Origin of the sequence: Aromatoleum evansii, from assembly GCF_045689615.1 — a bacterium.
Classification (GTDB): domain Bacteria; phylum Pseudomonadota; class Gammaproteobacteria; order Burkholderiales; family Rhodocyclaceae; genus Aromatoleum; species Aromatoleum evansii.
In genome coordinates, this window is record NZ_CP141259.1 from 30,508 (window position 1) to 49,666 (window position 19,159).

Sequence of the window (19,159 nt, forward strand, 5' to 3'; positions counted from 1 at the left end):
CGTGGTAGTCGACCATGCAAATCACCATCGGGAACGTCCTGAAAGTCTCCGTCCGACATACGTACCTCCGTCAGGGACGGTTCTACTATCAGCGCTCCATTCCGCATGATCTAGCCAACAGGTATCCGGCCAGACTCATCAAGCGAAACCTTCGCACTGCAGATCCCCTTACAGCGGCTCACAAGGTTGCCGAACTTGACCGCCTTTACGAGTCCGAGTGGGAGCGCTTGCGGACCGATCCCCGTTCCTTCCCCTCGAAACCCCCAAGGTGTCCGGAAAAGCTCTCGGACCTCAACACCGACATCGCCCCTCTCCTTTCGCACTTCGTAACCCACGCGGATCCACGATACGGGGGCTTCCCTCGTGAAGACTCAACATTCGGGACAGGCGATACCTACCCTGCTGAGGCTCCTGTAGCTGGCTCCCACACGGATCCGAATACGGACCTTATGAGCGACGCTTTGCGGATCTACTTGGCGTCCCATCACAAAGGCGACTCAGAGAGCCTCAGGAAGGCCTCGACGATCGCGGTAAATGGGTTCGTTGCGGTGAGAGGCGATAAGCCCATCCGCAGCCTTAGCCGAGCCGATGCACGGGCGTACATCAATACCGAGCTTACCCGCGGGGTGACCACGGCGACCGTGCGCAGACGGCTGACTGCCTTGAACGCCATCTTCAACGCCTATTCGCAGGAGAGGGAGCTAGAGCGAAAGAGTCCGTTCTCCGGTCACAAGATCGCGGGCGAGGGAGATGATGGGAAAAAGCGACTGCCGCTCACCGTTGACGAACTCAAGACCGTGCAGACGAAGTGCAGAGAGGCTGATGACGATCTCAGGTGGCTTGTGGCCTTGCTCTCCGACACAGGGGCACGTCTTGCCGAGATAACAGGGCTTGCGCTCGATGATCTCAAGACAGACGCCGAGATCCCCCACGTCGTAATCAGGCCCCATCCTTGGCGATCCCTGAAAAACAAGGAATCCGAGAGGACTGTTCCACTCGTTGGAGTTTCGCTATGGGCCGCTCGGCGGGTTAGGAAATCGGCCAAGGAGGATCAACGGTTTGCCTTTCCTCGCTACACCACCAAAGTGGCCTGCAACGCCACAGCGGCCTCGGCTGCTCTTGCCAAGTGGATCAGGACAACTGGAATGGATCACACACCACATGAGCTTCGACACACGATGCGGGATCGGCTGCGTGAAGTGCAGTGCCCGGAGTCCATTACGGATGCTATCGGGGGCTGGGCGTTGAAGTCCGTAGGTCAGGGGTATGGGAGCGGCTACAGCCTGAAGGTCATGCACGAGTGGTTAGCCAAGATCGCCGACCATCGGTCCTTACTGCATCACGACTAGTCCGATCCTCCTCTTGCCGCACGCAGCCGTCTCGAAATACGATGCCACAGTCGCTGCGCATACGAGGACAACATGGAATTCATCGAAAAGCTGAACAGTCTGGCAGCAAAGATCCGGCAGCAGGCCGGAGCCATCCAGACGGAGGAGGCGACAAAGAACGCCTTCGTTATGCCGTTCATTAATTCCGTCCTCGGGTATGACGTTTTCGACCCCACCGAAGTGACTCCCGAGTATGTTTGCGACATCGGCACCAAGAAGGGCGAGAAGATCGACTACGCGATTCTGAAGAACGGCGAAGTCCAAATTCTCGTCGAGTGCAAGAAGATCGGCGAACCTCTCTGCATCAATCATGCCGGCCAGCTGTTCCGGTACTTCCACGTCACGAACGCACGGATTTCCATCCTCACCAACGGTCAGGTCTATAAGTTCTTCACCGACCTCGACGCACCGAATAAGATGGATGAGAAACCGTTCCTCGAACTCGACCTTCTCGATATCGACGAGCACGCCGTGCCCGAGCTAGTGAAGCTCACAAAGTCAGCCTTTGATGTCGAGTCAATCATCAGTGCTGCAGGAGAACTGAAGTTCATCGGGCAGATCAAGAAAGTAATCGCGACCCAGTTCAGCGCTCCCGACGACGACTTCATAAAGTTCATCGCATCTCGCGTCTACGACGGAATGATCACGCAAAAGGTGCGCGAGCAATTCAAGGAACTCACTCGCAAGGCTTCAGTTCAGTTCCTTAGCGACCAAGTGAATGACCGTCTGAAATCGGCAATGAATGGCGCAGTTCAACCTGCTCCAACAGTTGCCGATAGTGGCGACATCGTGAAACCCGAGAATGAGTCCGAAGAGGACAAGGTACTGACTACCATTGAAGAGATGGAATGTTGCTACGCATTGAAAATTGACCCCCTTTCGCGGGTTATGCGCGCTGAAAATTGACCCCGGTGATTAACCTGCCTGCTCGATGTTTGAGCAGGGTTCGAGGAGATGATCACCATGAACATGCTGGGCAAGATTCGGCGGTTGCACTTTCGCGACGGGCTGTCGATCAAGGAGATCTGCCGGCGCACGGGGCTGTCGCGCAACACGGTGCGGCAATGGCTGAGGGCGGGCGAAGGGGCCGAACCGAAGTACCGGCGAACGGCGCGGGAGACGGTGCTGGCGCCCTTCGAGACGCGCCTCGTTCAGTGGCTCGAGGCGGACGCCCGCCGGGCGAAGCGGGAGCGGCGCACGGCGCTGGTGCTGTTTCGGCAGTTGCAGGAGTTGGGCTTCACGGGCAGCTACTCGCGGGTGAGCGAGTACGTGCGACGCTGGCGCGAGGCCGGTGGGAAGCCGGCGAAATCGAGCTTCATCCCGCTCAAATTCGAATTCGGCGAGGCCTTCCAGTTTGACTGGAGCGAGGAGTCGCTGGTGATCGGCGGCTTCCATCGCAAGGTGCTGCTCGCGCACACGAAGCTCTGTGCGAGCCGCGCCTTCATGCTCGCGGCCTACCCGACGCAGAGCCATGAGATGCTGTTCGATGCGCACACGCGTGCGTTCCGGGTGTTCGGCGGCATTCCCCGACGCGGCATCTACGACAACATGAAGACCGCCGTCGATAAGGTTGGCGTGGGCAAGCGGCGCATCGTCAATACGCGGTTCGCGGCGATGGCGTCGCACTACCTGTTCGATCCGGACTTCTGCAACGTCGCCAGCGGCTGGGAGAAAGGGGTCGTCGAGAAGAACGTGCAGGACAGCCGGCGGCGCCTGTGGCAGGAGGCGCTGCAACGGCGCTTCGGCAGCTTCACCGAACTGAACGCCTGGCTCGAGGTGCGCTGCCAGGCGCTGTGGTCGGAACTGGCGTACCCGGACGCCGAGCACCTCACCATCGCCGACGCCCTCACGCTTGAGCGCGATGCCTTGATGCCAATGGTGCCGAGCTTCGATGGCTACGTGGAGGCGATCGTGCCGGTGTCCAGTACCAGTCTCGTGACGAACGAGCGCAATCGCTACTCGGTCCCGTGCGCCTTCGCCAACCAGAAGGTGAGCCTGCGGCTGTACCCCGAGCGGATCGAGATCCATGCCGAGGACGGCCTGGTCGCCACCCATGCGCGCAGCTTCGAGCGCGGCCAGGTCATCTACGACTGGCAGCACTACCTGCCGCTGCTCGAACGCAAGCCGGGTGCCTTGCGTAACGGTGCGCCCTTCGAGGGCTTGCCGGCGCCGCTACAGCGACTGCGGGCGCTGCTCGTCAAACGCCCGGGCGGCGATCGGCTGATGGCCGACATTCTGGCGCACGTCCCCCGACACGGCCTGGAGAACGTGCTGGTGGCGGTCGAACTGATCCTCGAATCCGGCACGCCCAGCGCGGAGCACGTCAAGAATGTGCTCGCCCGCCTGCGCCAGGCGCCCCCACCGACACCACTCGACACGGTACTCGCGGTGACCGAGGCACCGCTTGCCGACGCCGGCCGCTATGACCGTCTGCACGCGGAGAACGATCATGCGTGAGATTGTCGCCGAACTGAAATCGCTGCGTCTGCACGGCATGGCCCAGCGTTACGATGAATTGCTCGCGGAAGGCGGGGTCGGCATCCAGAGCGCCGGCTGGCTCATTCAGTGTCTGCTCGAGGCCGAGGTCACCGACCGGCATGTGCGTTCAATCCGCTATCAGATGGGGGCGGCGCGTTTCCCCATGCACCGCGATCTGTCCGGCTTCGACTTCGGCAAGTCGAAAGTCGATGCGAAGTTGATCGATGAACTCGCCACCGCCGCCTTCACCGATGCCGCCGCCAACGTCGTGTTCATCGGCGGCACCGGGACCGGCAAGACTCATCTGGCGACCGCACTGGGCGTCAAGGCGATCACTGAGCACGGCAAGCGGGTACGCTTCTTCTCCACCGTCGAGCTCGCCAACAGTCTGGAACTGGAGAAGGCCGCAGGCAAACAGGGGCGGCTCGCGCACGCGCTGATGCACGTCGATCTCGTGATCCTCGACGAACTGGGCTATCTACCCTTCAGCCAGGCCGGGGGAGCCTTGCTCTTCCACCTGATCTCCAAGCTCTACGAGCGCACCAGCGTGATCATCACGACGAACCTGACCTTTGCCGAATGGCCCGCCGTGTTCGGCGACGCGAAGATGACCACTGCGCTGCTCGACCGTCTCACGCACCACTGCCACATCGTGGAAACGGGCAACGAATCCTTCCGTTTCCAGCAAAGCAGTCAGACGGCCAAGGCGCGCGTCCGGGCGCGCGAGGTGAGCCGAGCGGCGCGGCCCGTCGAGTCCCTGGATGTGACCGCGGAGCCGGACGCGCCATTCTGAGCCCCGAGGGGGAGGAAGCGGCTGCGGGCTACGCCCTTCGCCGCTTCCTCCCCCTCGGTCGATACGACTACACTTCACTCCAGCCAATCAATGATGAACGGCTAAACCCCCGGGGTCAGAATTCGGTGCACACGGGGGGTCAAAATTCAACGCGCGCGGACACCCTGATCACGCAGCCGTTGTCATTCCCCCGGCTCCTCCGTTACGCTGATTCGCAGTAACGACCCCAACTAACAAAGGAGCTGAAGCCAAACGGGTTGGCCTCTAGGTAAACCGGAGAATTGTAGCACAGCAGTGGACGATTCCTTCCAGAGTGAGGTAGTGCTTAGAATCAAGCCATCCTGTGATCACTGCGGAGATCAGGAGCGGTAAGCGATCGGTAGGCCGACAAGGCGTGACCGGTTAACCGCAGGGGAGAAGTGGTAAAGAAGGAGCCCGAGCATTGAAAACACTGCTCTTGATGGACTGGAAGGACTGGCTCCTGATTGCCGAGCACACACTGAAGATTCTTCAGCATGTGCTTGAGGTGTTGGCGCACCTCTCCGGCATCAGGTAGTTACTTCACTCACGAAGTTCGCCCTCGGCCTGACGGTCGGGGGCTTTTTTTTGGTAGTCAAGCTACCAAACCGAAGAGTACGTTTTGAGTTGGGGGATAGTCAACGCGAGGTTGAATGTTCCACTGTTCTGTCAAGGGGCAACCGAAACGTATCCTTTGCAACCCTGCGCTTATACGTTCGTTTGTCAACATTCGTGAGTTCGCTATCTCATACGCGCAGGGGGTGTGCGACCTAGCAGGTTCTGCAACGCCCGTTCGTCCTGCTCGGTGTGCCGATCTGGGGGCGAACGATCCACGCGAGGTGCGACCTGTCCTACCCAGTACCCGCCGGGCGACCAGTACCCGCCACCCGTTGACTTGATAAGCGGGAAGACTTCGATAGTCCCCTGCGGGCATGTCTTGAATGCACGTACGAGTTTCGTCCGAGTGTCTTCGCACATTAGAGCCCCGTCCGGTGGAGATGCGGCGGCACCCCCGTTCGATACAACAACGGCGAGAGCCAGCACCGCGAGGGGAAGGGGCTTCGGCATACTCAAGCACAGGGGTGTTCTGAAGACCGATAGCATACACCAGCGGCCTGCAGGCAAATGCGGCCAGTTTCTGGGTGCTGAATCCGCTGCGTGACAGGCAGGCCCTGTATGGTGGTAATCTCGTGTTAATTCTTCAACTTCACCGGCAAGGGGCAGCGGTAGACACGCTATCTTGAGGGGGTAGTGTCGCAAGACGTGCGAGTTCGAGTCTCGCCCAAGGCACCATTCAGCAGTCCCAAGTAGTCCGATCTAGGCCAGCAATCCTAAGCAGCACAAGGGTTCTGGCCTTTTTCACGTCCACGCGCCGCCGCCGCGCGCTGCCCCCTGGCCCGACACATGCGGGGGCATGCGCGGGGGCATCCTGAGTTCCGCGCCCGCCCGATGCCCCCATCCCCCGCGCTCACGCGGCCGCGAAGGCCTCCGCGACGGCCGGGCAGACGATGCGCCCGGCGTCGATATTCACGCCCGCGGCGAGGTGCGGATCCTCAGCGGTCGCCAGCTGCCAGCCCTTGTCGGCGAGCGCCAGCACGAAGGGCAGGGTGGCGCTGTTGAGGGCGAAGGTGGAGGTGCGCGCGACCGCACCGGGCATGTTGGCGACGCAGTAATGCACGATGCCGTCGACGACGTAGGTCGGGTCGGCGTGCGTGGTCGGGTGGCTGCTCTCGAAGCAGCCGCCCTGGTCGATCGAGACGTCGACCAGCACCGAGCCGGGCTGCATGCGCGCCAGCCACTCGCGCGGCACGAGCCGCGGCGTGCGTGCCCCGGGCAGGAGCGCGGCACCGATCGTGAGGTCGGCCTTGAGCACTAGGGACTCGATCGCGCCGCCGGTCGCGTGGCGGGTGCGGATGCGCCCGGCGAAGAGTTCATCGAGACGGCGCAGGCGGTCCAGCGAAGGGTCGGCGACGGTGACGTCGGCGCCCAGGCCGACGGCCATGCGCGCGGCGTTGTAGCCGACCACCCCGCCGCCGAGGATCACCACGCGCGCCGGCGCAACACCGGGAACGCCGCCGAGCAGCACGCCGGAGCCGCCGTGCGGTTTTTCGAGGCAGCTCGCGCCGGCCTGGATCGCCATGCGTCCCGCGACCTCGCTCATCGGTGCGAGCAGCGGCAGCCCGCCCGCGGGGCTGGTGACGGTTTCGTAGGCGATGGCGGTCGTTCCGGATGCGAGCAGCAGGCGCGTCTGTTGCGCATCGGCGGCGAGGTGCAGGTAGGTGAACAGCACCTGGCCGGGCCGCAGCAGCGCGCATTCCTGCGGCTGCGGTTCCTTGACCTTGACGATGAGTTCCGCACGGGAAAAGACCTCTTCGGCGGTGTCGACGATTTCCGCCCCTTCGGCACGGTAGTGCTCGTCCGCGAGGCCGATCGCCGTGCCCGCACCGCCCTGCACCAGCACGCGATGACCGTGGGCGACCAGTTCGCGCACGCTGTGCGGCGTCGCACCGACGCGGTATTCGTGGGTCTTGATTTCCTTCGGGATGCCGATTTGCATGATCGATGGTCCGTGGGAAGGCAGGCAGCCCGCCTGCGGGGTCCGTGCCGGTGAAATGCGCGGCGGCGGCAACCGTGGATGATGAACGCGCCAACGCCCGTCTGTCATGCTGCATTACAACATGCACGCGAACGCCCGCCCCGGGGTATCCGAAGAAGTATTACCAAAGTCTTATTAATAGGCCCGCCGCGGCGCACCACGGCGTGATTTGCGGTTTTTTGTTTTCCTTCCACCGGATTGCCTGCTAGCCTGTCGGCATCGCAGGAAAAATCCGATCGACCACACGCAGCCCCCTCGAAGACCATGACACCTCGGCAAGGTTTCGAACGCGTATCACCCACCGACATCCGCCTCGGCGAACCGCTGCCCTATGCGGTGTATGACGGTTCCGGGATGCTGTTGCTGCAGGCCGGCTTTGTCATCAATACCGCGAAGCAGCGCGACGTGCTGATCGCCAACGGCTGCTTCATCAGCAACGCTGCGCACCCGAAGCCGGCGCATCCTCCGCTGCCGGTGGCGTCGGTGAGCGAGGAGCACAGCTCCTTCGAGATGTTCGATCTCCTCAAGCTGCGCCTCAAGCGCACCTTCGACCTGTACAAGCACGGCCACCTGGGCGACGAGTTCGTGCCGCGCATCGAGGGCATCGCGCTAACGATCCAGGAGGCATGCACGCACGACACCGACTCGGCGCTGGCGAACCTGCATCTCGACTACGACAGTTCCTACGCGGTGATCCACCATCTGCAGGCGGCGATGCTGTGCGAGCTGATCGGCAAGAAGCTGGGGGTGCCGGACGAATCGCGCCTGCCACTGATCAAGGCCGGCCTCACGCACGACATCGGCCTGCTCGACATCCAGGACACGCTCGACCGGCAGGTCGAACCCCTGACGCCCTTGCAGCGCGAGCGCATCAATCGCCACCCGATCGACAGCGAAACCATCCTCGCGGGCCTGGGCGTGCGCGAGAAGACCTGGCTCGATCCGGTGCGCCACCACCACGAGCGCCTCGACGGCACGGGCTACCCGGACGGCAGCGCGGGCGAGGCGATCAGCCTGCCGACGCGGGTGCTGGCGATCGCCGACATCTACAGCGCAATGGTGCGCGACCGCCCCTACCGCAAGGCGATGGTGTCGACCGAGGCGATGCGCAAGCTGATGCTGGAGCAGGGCTCGGCCACCGACAGCCGCCTGATCGGCATGATGATCAAGGAGATCGGCGTCTTCCCGCCGGGGGCGACCGTGCGGCTGGCCAACGGCGAGATCGCCGTCGTGAAGAAGCGCACGACGAACACCGCCTGTCCGCTGGTATTTTCCTTCGTCCGCGCCGACGGCATGCCGATGCTGACGCCGGTGCAGCGCGAGACCGCGCACGAGGGCTGCCGCATCGAGGGCATGGTGCCGTTTTCCAGCCACCGCGGCTCCGTCGTGGTGCTGCGCGGCCTGTGGCACCGCAACTGAGGACGAGCACGATGAACCGCTTCGAATGGAAGCCCGAATACTCCGTGGACGATGCCGAGATCGACCGCCAGCATGCGGAACTGATCGCGATCATCAACGAGCTTGCCGACCAGCTGCACGGCGAGGGCCCGTCCGACGGGGCGCGGCGCGTGTTCGACCACCTCGCGCATTACGTGACGACGCATTTCGCGTACGAGGAAGAACTCATCGCACGCGCCGGCTACCCCGATGACCGGATCGCCGAGCACCAGGCGGAGCACAACACGATCCTGCGCCAGGTGCAGGAATTCGAGCGCGTGTTCGAAAGCGGCGACCCCGCGGCGCTGCAGGCGCTGATGCCCTTCCTCTATGGCGAATGGCTGATCCATCACATCTGCGGCACGGACAAGGAATACGTGCCCTGGCTCGTGGCGGCACGCTGAAACCGCGACGGCGCACGCGACCGCGAGCGCCCAAAGCGGGTAATGCCAGGAGATCGGCAGACCCGCGATCTCATGACAATTTGATCGCGGGCGGACTAGAATGAGCCGCTGACCCGACCCTTGCGCGGTTCCTATCGCCATGCTCCGCATCCCTGACCGCTTCTACTGGGTGCTTCCGCTCGGGGCATGGACGCTGCTGATCCTGCTGTCCCTCGGCCTGACGCTGCAGCAGAGCCAGAATGCCGCGTTCGCGACGGCCCGCCAGCAGGGGCGCGACATCTTCCACATGATCGAGGCCATGCGCCTGTGGAATTCCCGCGCCGGCGGCGTTTTCGTGCGCCAGAGCGAGTCGACGCCGCCGAACAAGTATCTGGAACTGCCCGAGCGCGACCCCGTCACCACCTCCGGCATCCACCTCACCACCGTCAATCCGGCCTACATGACGCGCCAGATGGCCGGCGTCATCGAGAGCGAGAGCGGGATCCGCATCCACATCACCAGCCTGCGCCCGATCAATCCGGGCAACGTCGCCGACCCGTGGGAGGCGCAGGCGCTGCTGGCCTTCGAGAAGGCTGGCGAGAAGGAACGCAGCGAAATCCTCCATGCCGGCACGGAACCGCTGATCCGCTACATGGCGCCGCTGTTCGTGCGCAAGGAATGCCTGGATTGCCACCAGCAACAGCATTACAAGATCGGCGACGTGCGCGGTGGCATCAGCGTGTCGATCCCGGCGGCGGATTTCGTCACCCGCGTCGATGCGTCGCGCCGCCAGCTCGTCATCACGCACGTCGGCGTGTGGGCACTCGTCGCGCTGATGCTGCTGATCTACCTGCGGCAGTATCGCCTGCAGTGGAACAACCTCAAGAATCTCACCGCGACGCTCGAGGACCGCGTGCGCGAGCGCACCGCCCGCCTGGAGGAGGAAAGCGCCGCGCACCGCGCCAGCGAGCAGGCGGCGCGGGAGCACCACCAGCGCTTCCTCGACCTCGTGAACACCACCGACGGCATCGTGTGGGAAGCCGATGCCCGGACCTTCGTGTTCAGCTTCGTCAGCCGCAAGGCCGAGAGCCTGCTCGGCTACCCGGTCGAGGACTGGCAGACGCCCGGTTTCTGGGTCGCGCACCTGCATCCGGAGGACCGCGAATGGGCGCCGCAATACTGCGCGTCGTGCACCGGCCGGCTGGAACCCCATCGCTTCGAATACCGCTTCGTCGCCAGGGACGGGCGCGTCGTGTGGCTCGAGGACATCGTCACGGTGGTCGCAGAGGACGGCGAACCCAGGCTGCTGCGCGGTCTGATGGTGGACATCACCGCGCGCCGCGAGGCCGAACTCGAGGTGCGCCACCTCACGCAGCGCCTGACGCTGGCGACGCGCGCCGCCCACATCGGCATATGGGAATACGAACCGCACAGCGGCAAGGTGGTGTGGGACAGCACCATGCACGAACTCTTCGGCCTGAGCCCGGACGAGTTCAGCGGGCGCTTCGAAGACGTGTTGACGCTGGTCCTGCCCGAAGACGTCCCGCACCTCACGAAGCTGGTCGACGAGGCCCTGCGCACCGGCGGCGACTTTGTCACGACCTTCCGCATCCTGCGCCACGGCACCGAGATCCGCCACCTGGACGCCCAGGCGGTGCTGGTGCCGGGCAACGGCCACCAGCCGGTAAGGATGATCGGCGTCAATCGCGACGTCACCGAGCGCAAGCGCAACGAGCAGGAGCTGCTGCGCCTGGCGACCACGGACGTGCTGACCGGCTGCTACAACCGCGGCTACCTGCAGCGCATGCTGGAACTGGAGATCGAGCGCGCGCGGCGCCACGGCGACGTGCTGTCGCTGCTGATGTACGACCTCGACCACTTCAAGACCATCAACGACACCTGGGGCCACGGCGTGGGCGACGCGGTACTGGCGCAAGGCGCGGCGGTGGTGCGCGAGACGATACGCCGCACCGACACGCTGGCGCGCTGGGGCGGCGAGGAGTTCATGGTGCTGTGCCCGCGCACCTCCGCCAGCGAAGCGAAGGTGCTCGGCGAGCGCGTGCAGCAGGCGCTGCGCGAGCACCCGACGCCGCCCGCGGGTGTGGTCACCGCGAGCATCGGCGTGGTCACGCTGCGCCCCGAGGACGACGCCGACACCCTGCTCAAGCGAGCCGACGACCTGATGTACTGCGCCAAGGAGGCCGGCCGCGACCGCGTGTGCTGCGACACCGACCCGGCCTGAAGACGTCCGCGCTCACCCCAGACCCGCGGCGCTGCGGTATATCGCCGCCTCCTCCACCAGCCAGTCGCGGAAGGCCGCCAGCGACGCCGTCTCGGCCTTGCGCTCGGGGATGATCAGGTAGTAGGCCTTGGTGCTGAGATACACGTGTTCGCACGGCATCACGAGGCGTCCGCTGTCGAGTTCCTCGCGGATCAGGAAGGGCGGGATCAGCGCGATCCCCATGTCCTGCATCGCCGCCTGCGCCAGCATCGAGAACAGCTCGTAGCGCGTGCCCGTCATGTCGTGCGCGACCTGCATCCCCAGCGAACCGAACCACTCGCGCCACGCATAGGGGCGGGTGGATTGCTGCAGCAGCGGCAACGCCGCGATCTCCTCGGGCGTGAGCGAGGCCCTGCCCTGCAGCCTGCGCGGACTGCACACCGGGGTGGCGCTCTCGCGCATCAGGAAGTGCGCCTCGGTCCCCGGCCAGCCGGCGTCGCCGAAGTACAAGGCGGCATCGAACTCGGTGTCGGCGAACAGGAAGGGGCGCGTGCGGTTGTTCATGTTCACGGTGACGTCGGGATGGCGGGCGAGGAATTCCCCCAGCCGCGGCAGCAGCCAGCGCGTCGCGAAGGTGGGCATGACCGCGAGCTCGATGGTCGCGCCGCGGCCGTGGTGGGCCATCACCGAGAGCGTGTCGCGCTCCATCGCATCGAGGCGCGCGCTGATCTGGCGGCTGTACGACAGGCCCGCCTCGGTGAGCGTGACCCCGCGCTTGGTGCGGCGGAACAGGCGCAAGCCGAGGAAGTCCTCGAGCGCGGCGATCTGGCGGCAGATCGCACTCTGCGTGAGGGCGAGTTCCTCCGCCGCACGCGTGAAGCTCTCATGCCGCGCGGCGCGCTCGAAGGCGAGCAGGGCGGCGGTGCTGGGGATCTTGCGGCGCATGGGGCCTCCATAAAGTGCGCAATGCGCATGACAGCGTGTAACGTAGGGCGGGAGGAGCGCAGCGCATCCCGCCACCATCGCACAGGGAATGGTCGACCAACTCGCGGTAAACGCAACTTTCGTCCCGCGCAATCGATGTCTCAGCGTCTCGCACGCCGCACGGCGGGATACGCTGCGCTGCTCCCGCCCTACTCGTTCCGCACCGGTCACGCCCTTCACCAAGTGCGTTTTCCGCACAAGCTATCACGAAATTTTCGTTTGTCGCAGCGCTCGATGCGGAACTATAGTGCAGTCACCGACCAGAGCCGGGTAGTCCCGGCCCACGACCAAACGCCGCATTGAGGAGATTCGCCATGGCAAGCAACCGCGTGACTTTCGACTGGGCCGACCCCCTGTATCTCGACAGCCAGCTCACCGAGACCGAGCGCCTGGTGCGCGACAGCGCCCGCGCCTACTGCCAGGAGCGCCTGCTGCCGCGCGTGCAGGAGGCCTTCCGCCACGAGAAGACCGACCCCGCGATCTTCCGCGAGATGGGCGAACTGGGCCTGCTCGGGCCGACCATCCCCGAGCAGTACGGCGGCGCCGGCATGAACTACGTCGCCTACGGCCTCATCGCGCGTGAAGTCGAGCGCGTGGATTCCGGCTACCGTTCGATGATGAGCGTGCAGTCCTCGCTGGTGATGGTGCCTATCAACGAATTCGGCACCGAGGCGCAGAAACAGAAATACCTGCCTAAGCTCGCGACCGGCGAGTGGATCGGCTGCTTCGGCCTGACCGAGCCGAACCACGGCTCCGACCCCGGCAGCATGGTCACGCGCGCCAAGAAGGTCGACGGCGGCTACAGCCTGTCGGGCGCCAAGATGTGGATCACCAACAGCCCGATCGCCGACGTGTTCGTCGTGTGGGCGAAGGACGACGCCGGCGACATCCGCGGCTTCGTGCTCGAGAAGGGCTGGAAGGGCCTGTCGGCTCCCGCGATCCACGGCAAGGTCGGCCTGCGCGCCTCGATCACCGGCGAGATCGTCATGGACGAGGTGTTCGTGCCGGAAGAGAACGCCTTCCCGACCGTGCGCGGCCTCAAGGGCCCCTTCACCTGCCTGAACTCGGCCCGCTACGGCATCGCCTGGGGCGCGCTCGGCGCGGCGGAAGCCTGCTACGAGACCGCGCGCCAGTACACGATGGACCGCAAGCAGTTCGGTCGCCCGCTCGCCGCCAATCAGCTGATCCAGAAGAAGCTCGCCGACATGCTCACCGAGATCACGCTGGGCCTGCAGGGCTGCCTGCGCCTGGGTCGCCTCAAGGACGAGGGCAACGCGCCGGTCGAGCTCACGTCGATCATGAAGCGCAACTCCTGCGGCAAGTCGCTGGAGATCGCCCGCGTCGCGCGCGACATGCTCGGCGGCAACGGCATCTCGGACGAGTTCTGCATCGCGCGCCACCTCGTGAACCTCGAAGTGGTTAACACCTACGAAGGCACGCACGACATCCATGCGCTGATCCTCGGCCGCGCAATCACCGGCATCGCCGCGTTCGCCAACTGAGTTCGGCGAGCCTGCCCGCCCGGCACCGCCCTCGCACGGGTCGGGCGCCCGGGCGACGGCGACAAGCCCGGCCTCCGGGCTTCCTTCTTCCTCCGGGACGCGACCGGGCAGCACCCGCCGGTCGCGGCTCATACCTCCGCCGCTGACTGCCACGCATCCGCGCTGCACTCCGGCCGCATATCGCCGCCCCCTCTTTGCCCAATACCGGCACTCCGGCGTCATTGGCGCGGAACACTCCACAGCTTCCGCCGCGCAGGGCGGTAGAATCTTCCGACGAGCAGCCCGGGCGCCCCGCATTGGCGGTCCCGCGACGCGCCAGGCCGGAGGAACACGATGGAAAAACCCACGGATGCGACCGCCGCGTGCAACACCACCGACGCCGCTCGCGTCACCGCGCTGATCAACCGCTCGCCGGTGGTGGCGATCGAGTGGCGCAACCAGCCCGGCTGGCCCGTCGCCTTCGTCAGCGACGGCATCGCGCAGTGGGGCTATGACCGCGATGACTTCATCTCCGGCAGGATCCAGTACGCAGATCTGATCCATGCCGACGACCGCCCGCGCATCGAGCACGACGTCGCCGAACATCTCGCCAACGGGCCCGACGACTACCGCCAGGAATACCGCATCCGCACCGCCTCCGGCACCTGGGTGTGGCTGGACGACCGCACCTGGCTCACGCGCAACGAACGCGGCGAAGTCACCGACATCCACGGCGTGCTGCTCGATATCACCGCAACCAAGGCGGCCGAGGCCGAGGTGCGCCGCCTCAACGCGACGCTGGAAGACCGCGTCGCCGAACGCACCGCCCAGCTGCAGGCCGCCAACCAGGAACTGAGGTCGTTTTCCTACACCGTGTCGCACGACCTCAAGGCACCGTTGCGCGGCATCGAGGGCTACAGCCAACTGCTGCTCGAGCAGTACCGCGACCGCCTCGACGAGGACGGCCGCCACTTCCTCACGAGCATCCGCCGCGGCGCGCTGCACATGCACGAGTTGATCGAGGATCTGCTCGCCTACTCGCGCATCGAACGCCAGGCGCTGGATGTGCGCAGCGTGGACCTGCCCGCCGCCGTGCGCGGCGTGCTCGACGGCTTCGCGCACGAGATCCAGACGCGCGGCGTCGAGGTCGTCATCAGGGAACTGCCGCCGCAGATCCGCACCGACCCGAGCGGGCTCACCCTGGTGCTGCGCAACCTCGTCAGCAACGCGCTCAAATTCACGCGCGACACGCCGACCCCGCGCATCACGATAGATGCGTACCGTCAAGACCGTCACATCGTCCTGACGGTGGCCGACAATGGCGTCGGTTTCGACATGAAGTATCATGATCGCATCTTCGAGATATTCCAGCGTCTGCATCGCGCCGAGGACTACCCCGGCACCGGCATCGGGCTGGCGCTGGTACGCAAGGCGCTGCAGCGCATCGGTGGAACGGTGTGGGCGGTCAGCGAACCCGGCCAGGGCGCGACCTTCCACGTGGAGCTTCGGCAATGACAGGCGAGCATGCCCCACGCAGCATCCTGCTGGTCGAGGACAATCCCGTCGACCTGGACCTCGCGCTGCGCGCCTTCGCCCGCCGCGGCCCGGACTGCTGCGCAATCGAGGTCGCACGCGACGGCGAAGAGGCGCTCGCCTTCATCCGCCGCTGGGAACAGGGACACGCGCCGCCGGCCCTGGTGCTGCTGGACATCAAGCTGCCGCGCGTGAATGGCCTGGAAGTGCTGCGCCAGCTGAAGTCGCACCCGCACTTCGGCTACATCCCGGTGGTGATGCTCACGACTTCGGGCGAGGACGCCGACCTCGGCCAGGCCTACGAGCTCGGCGCCAATTCCTACATCATCAAACCGGTCAATTTCGCGCGCTTCATCGAAGTGACCGAACAGATCGAGCAATACTGGTGCCTGCTGAACGCCCTTCCGAACTAGGCGGGCTGCGCGTCCTCTACGTCGAGGACAATGCCGCCGACGCCGACCTCGCGCAGCGCATGCTCGCACGCGTCGCCCCGGACATCGTGCTCGATGTCGTGCCCGCACAGGACGCGGCGCTCGCCCGGCTGTCCGGGCCGCTGCCTTATGACGTGTTGCTGTCGGACCTGCGGCTGGCCGGCGGATCGGGCCTGGAGCTGCTCGCCGAGGTGCGCCGGCGCCAGCTGCCACTGGCCGTCGTGATGCTCACCGGCTCGGGCGACCAGGTCGCCGCGCTGGCGGCGCTGAAGGCCGGTGCCGACGGCTACGTGGTCAAACGCGGCGACTACCTCGCACAGCTGCCGACGACGCTGCGCACCGCCTTCGCGCGTTTCCTCGCCGAACCGGGGCGGCGGCTGCCGCCCTTGCGCGTCCTGTACGGCGAACACGACAACCGCCGCGCGACGCTGACACGGCAGCACCTGGCCCGCCACGTGCCGCACATCCGTCTCGACGTCGTTCCCGATGCGGCCGCGATCCTCGCCGCCGTGCCGCCGGACCCGGCACAGCCGCCCGACTTCGACGTCCTGCTGCTCGACACCGGCATCGGCGGCATGGACGGCCTCGAGCTGGTGCGCGTGCTGCGCGAGCAGCGCGGCCTTGCGCGCCCCATCGTGCTGCTGACCGGCGGCAGCGGCGAAGAGGTCGCGGCCCAGGCCCTGAACAGCGGTGTGAGCGACTGCATCGCGCGCTACGAGGGTTATCTCAACGCCTTGCCCGCCACCCTGGAAAAAGTGCGCGAGCAGGCCGAGCTGCTGCGCGAACGCGCCGAATTGCGCGCCACCAGCGCGCACCTCTCCCATCTCATGTCGGCCAGCCCGGTCGTCCTGTACACCCTGGGCATGCACGATGGCAGCCTTGTCGCGACCTGGGTCAGCGCGAACGTGGAGCGCATCGCCGGCAGCCCCCTCGACGAGGTCATGGCCCCGGGATGGTGGCTCGCCCACCTGCACCCCGCCGACCGCAAGGCCGTGCTCGATGCGCAGGCCGGCCTGCTGCGCGACGGATGGCTCGACCACGAATACCGCTTCGTCGCCGACGACGGGCGCGTGATCTGGATCCGCGACCAGATGCGCGTGATGCGCACGGAAGACGAGGGGCCGCTAGAAGTGGTAGGCACCTGGACCGACATCACCGCCTCCAAGAAGGCCGAACAGCTCAAGGCCGCGCGCGGTTCCGTGCTCAACCGCCTGGTCGCGGGAGATCCGCTGGCGGTGATCCTCGAAGACGTCGCGCAACGCCTCGAACAGCTCGAACCGGAGATGCGCGCCTCCATCCTGCTGCTCGACCCGGTTAGCGGCCGCTTCACGCAGAGCGCCGCACCGCGCATGCCCGATTACTACCGCGAAGCGATCGAGCAGCTGCCACCCCGCGAGGGCATGGGCTCCTGCGGCACGGCCGCGGCGCGGGGCGAGGCCGTGTTCGCCGCCGACGTGACGACCGACGCCAACTGGGTACCATTCCGCGACATCGCCGCGCGTGTCGGCTTCCGTGCCTGCTGGTCCTTTCCCTTCCGCGATGCGGGGGGCAGCGTGCTCGGCACCTTCGCCGTCTACTTTGACAGCCCTCGCGACGCGGATGCCGATCTTGTCGCGATCATCGACGAATTCACCGCGATCACGGCACTGGCGGTGCAGAAGGTGCGCGCTGACGATTCGCTCCGCCAGGCCGCCGCGGTGATCGAGAGCACCCGCGACGGCGTCATGATCACGGACCTCGAGCGGCGCATCGTCAGCGTCAACCGCGCCTGGTGCGAGATGACGGGCTTCTCGCGCGACCAGGCGATCGGCCGTGCGCCGCAGATGCTCAAGTCCGGCCTGCAGAACGACGCCTTCTACCGCGGCATGTGGGAACAGATCATGCGCACCGGCGACTGGCAGGGGGAACTGTGGAACCGGCGCAGGAACGGCGAGCTGTACCCGCAGTGGCTCAGCATCAGCACCGTCTATGACGAGGAGCGCCGCCCGACGCACTACGTCGGGGTCACGACCGACATCAGCAAGCTCAAGCAGTCCGAGGCCCAGCTCGAACACCTCGCGCACCACGACCCGCTCACCGAACTGCCCAACCGCCTGCTCGTGCAATCGCGCCTGGAGCACGGCATCGAGCGCGCCGCGCGCCAGGACGGGCACATCGGCGTGCTGTTCATCGACCTCGACCGCTTCAAGACCATCAACGACAGCCTCGGCCACCGCGCCGGCGACGAGGCGCTGATCGCGATCGCGCAGCGCCTGCGCGGCTGCCTGCAGCAGGACGACACGCTGGCGCGCTGGGGCGGCGACGAATTCCTCGTCATCCTCGAAAACCTCACCAAGCCGGACGAGGCGGCCCACGCGGCACAGACGCTGATCGACCAATTGCGCGAGCCGCTGCAGCTCGCCGACGGCCAGCCGGTGTACGTCGGCGCCAGCATCGGCGTGAGCATGTATCCGCAGGATGCGCGCACCGCGGCCGTGCTGATCCAGCACGCGGATACCGCACTGAACCAGGCCAAGGCGCAGGGACGCAACACCTACCGCTTCTTCACCGACGCGATGAGCGTCGAGGCGCAACGCCACCTGAACCTCGAGCGGCGGCTGCGCCATGCCCTCGAACACGAGCGTTTCGTGCTGCACTACCAGCCGCAGGTCGACATCGCCAGCGGGCGCATCGTCGGCTGCGAGGCCTTGCTGCGCTGGAACGATGCCGACGAAGGCCTGGTGCCGCCGGGACGCTTCATTCCCTTCGCCGAGGAGAGCGGCCTGATCGTGCCGATCGGGGAGTGGGCACTGCATTCGGCCTGCCTGCAGGCGCGCCGCTGGGCCGACGCCGGTCTGCCGCCGCTGCAGGTGTCGGTGAACCTGTCGGCGCGCCAGCTGTGGCAGGCCGAGCTGCCCGACCGCATCGCCGCGATCCTGAAGGACACCGGCCTGCCGCCGCAGGCGCTGGAACTCGAGCTCACCGAGAGCATGATCATGGGCCACGAGGCGCAGGCCGTCGAACGCCTCGGCCAGCTGCGCAGCATGGGCCTGCGGCTCGCGATCGACGACTTCGGTACCGGCTATTCCTCGCTGTCCTACCTGAAGAACCTGCCGATCGAGGTACTCAAGATCGACCAGAGCTTCGTGCGCAACATCCCGCAGGACCGCAACGACATGGAGATCGCCGGCGGCATCATCGCGCTCGCGCGCAAGCTCAACCTCGCCGTGACCGCCGAAGGCGTCGAGACCGCCGCCCAGCTCGCCTTCCTCGCCGGGCAGGGCTGCGACAAGTACCAGGGCTACCTGTTCAGCCGCCCGCTGCCGGCCGGGGAGTTCGAGAAGCTGCTGCGCGCCCGGCAGTGAACGGGGCTCGCCGCCCCCTGTGCCGCGGTCCATGCACGGCACGCGGAATTTTCCAATTGGCATTAATAATGG

The 19,159-nt window shown here is 65.7% G+C and carries 13 protein-coding genes; 11 read left to right on the forward strand and 2 right to left on the reverse strand.

What is annotated here, in order from left to right; all coding sequences use genetic code 11:
• Positions 1-14: 14 nt before the first annotated feature.
• From U5817_RS00140 to istB, 4 genes are all read left to right on the forward strand, one after another.
• On the forward strand, positions 15-1,349 hold the full coding sequence (locus tag U5817_RS00140) for a DUF6538 domain-containing protein (protein WP_407279292.1): 1,335 nt from the start codon (positions 15-17) through the stop codon (positions 1,347-1,349).
• Positions 1,350-1,421: 72 nt separating this feature from the next.
• A complete protein-coding gene (locus tag U5817_RS00145) occupies positions 1,422-2,294 on the forward strand; it encodes a type I restriction endonuclease (RefSeq protein WP_407279293.1) in 873 nt (290 codons plus the stop codon).
• A 57-nt stretch (positions 2,295-2,351) separates the two neighbouring features.
• Complete coding sequence (istA, locus tag U5817_RS00150) at positions 2,352-3,845, forward strand: IS21 family transposase (RefSeq protein WP_407278191.1); 1,494 nt, start codon at positions 2,352-2,354, stop codon at positions 3,843-3,845.
• Positions 3,835-4,659, forward strand: a complete 825-nt coding sequence (istB, locus tag U5817_RS00155; protein WP_407281012.1) for an IS21-like element helper ATPase IstB — start codon at positions 3,835-3,837, stop codon at positions 4,657-4,659. The genes istA and istB overlap by 11 nt, the downstream gene beginning before the upstream one ends.
• Positions 4,660-6,145: 1,486 nt before the next feature.
• Here istB and ald read toward each other — a convergent pair.
• Positions 6,146-7,234, reverse strand: a complete 1,089-nt coding sequence (gene ald, locus U5817_RS00160; RefSeq protein ID WP_407279294.1) for an alanine dehydrogenase — start codon at positions 7,232-7,234, stop codon at positions 6,146-6,148.
• 303 nt (positions 7,235-7,537) lie between these two features.
• Here ald and U5817_RS00165 point away from each other — a divergent pair, with 303 nt between their 5' ends.
• From U5817_RS00165 to U5817_RS00175, 3 genes are all read left to right on the forward strand, one after another.
• Positions 7,538-8,692: an HD-GYP domain-containing protein gene (locus U5817_RS00165; RefSeq protein ID WP_169132138.1), complete on the forward strand. Its 1,155-nt coding sequence runs from the start codon at positions 7,538-7,540 to the stop codon at positions 8,690-8,692.
• 11 nt (positions 8,693-8,703) lie between these two features.
• Positions 8,704-9,114 (forward strand): bacteriohemerythrin, encoded by a 411-nt coding sequence (locus tag U5817_RS00170; protein ID WP_169132139.1) that lies wholly within the window; start codon positions 8,704-8,706, stop codon positions 9,112-9,114.
• A gap of 139 nt (positions 9,115-9,253) precedes the next feature.
• The gene (locus tag U5817_RS00175; protein WP_407279295.1) at positions 9,254-11,335 is read left to right on the forward strand and encodes a diguanylate cyclase; all 2,082 of its coding nucleotides are present in this window, start codon (positions 9,254-9,256) and stop codon (positions 11,333-11,335) included.
• Between the two features lie 12 nt (positions 11,336-11,347).
• Here U5817_RS00175 and U5817_RS00180 read toward each other — a convergent pair whose 3' ends face one another.
• The gene (locus tag U5817_RS00180) at positions 11,348-12,259 is read right to left on the reverse strand and encodes a LysR family transcriptional regulator (RefSeq protein ID WP_407279296.1); all 912 of its coding nucleotides are present in this window, start codon (positions 12,257-12,259) and stop codon (positions 11,348-11,350) included.
• A 353-nt stretch (positions 12,260-12,612) separates the two neighbouring features.
• Between U5817_RS00180 and U5817_RS00185 the strand changes: the two genes are divergently transcribed.
• The 4 genes from U5817_RS00185 to U5817_RS00200 all read left to right on the forward strand — a co-directional run bounded on the left by U5817_RS00185 (position 12,613) and on the right by U5817_RS00200 (position 19,087).
• Entirely contained in the window at positions 12,613-13,800 is a 1,188-nt protein-coding gene (locus tag U5817_RS00185) for an acyl-CoA dehydrogenase (RefSeq protein WP_169132142.1), read from the forward strand.
• A 333-nt stretch (positions 13,801-14,133) separates the two neighbouring features.
• Positions 14,134-15,294 carry an ATP-binding protein gene (locus tag U5817_RS00190; RefSeq protein ID WP_169132143.1) on the forward strand — a complete coding sequence of 387 codons (1,161 nt, stop codon included), beginning with the start codon at positions 14,134-14,136 and terminating at the stop codon, positions 15,292-15,294.
• Positions 15,291-15,725, forward strand: a complete 435-nt coding sequence (locus U5817_RS00195; protein ID WP_169132144.1) for a response regulator — start codon at positions 15,291-15,293, stop codon at positions 15,723-15,725. The genes U5817_RS00190 and U5817_RS00195 overlap by 4 nt, the downstream gene beginning before the upstream one ends.
• Positions 15,698-19,087, forward strand: a complete 3,390-nt coding sequence (locus U5817_RS00200; RefSeq protein ID WP_407279297.1) for an EAL domain-containing protein — start codon at positions 15,698-15,700, stop codon at positions 19,085-19,087. Before U5817_RS00195 ends, U5817_RS00200 begins: the two co-directional genes overlap by 28 nt.
• Positions 19,088-19,159 lie beyond the last annotated feature (72 nt).

Coding starts and splice junctions, on each gene's coding strand:
- U5817_RS00140 (WP_407279292.1), top strand. CDS start 15: ATGCAAATCACCATCGGGAACGTCCTGAAAGTCTCCGTCCGACATACG.
- U5817_RS00145 (WP_407279293.1), top strand. CDS start 1,422: ATGGAATTCATCGAAAAGCTGAACAGTCTGGCAGCAAAGATCCGGCAG.
- istA (WP_407278191.1), top strand. CDS start 2,352: ATGAACATGCTGGGCAAGATTCGGCGGTTGCACTTTCGCGACGGGCTG.
- ald (WP_407279294.1), bottom strand. CDS start 7,234: ATGCAAATCGGCATCCCGAAGGAAATCAAGACCCACGAATACCGCGTC.
- U5817_RS00165 (WP_169132138.1), top strand. CDS start 7,538: ATGACACCTCGGCAAGGTTTCGAACGCGTATCACCCACCGACATCCGC.
- U5817_RS00170 (WP_169132139.1), top strand. CDS start 8,704: ATGAACCGCTTCGAATGGAAGCCCGAATACTCCGTGGACGATGCCGAG.
- U5817_RS00175 (WP_407279295.1), top strand. CDS start 9,254: ATGCTCCGCATCCCTGACCGCTTCTACTGGGTGCTTCCGCTCGGGGCA.
- U5817_RS00180 (WP_407279296.1), bottom strand. CDS start 12,259: ATGCGCCGCAAGATCCCCAGCACCGCCGCCCTGCTCGCCTTCGAGCGC.
- U5817_RS00185 (WP_169132142.1), top strand. CDS start 12,613: ATGGCAAGCAACCGCGTGACTTTCGACTGGGCCGACCCCCTGTATCTC.
- U5817_RS00190 (WP_169132143.1), top strand. CDS start 14,134: ATGGAAAAACCCACGGATGCGACCGCCGCGTGCAACACCACCGACGCC.
- U5817_RS00195 (WP_169132144.1), top strand. CDS start 15,291: ATGACAGGCGAGCATGCCCCACGCAGCATCCTGCTGGTCGAGGACAAT.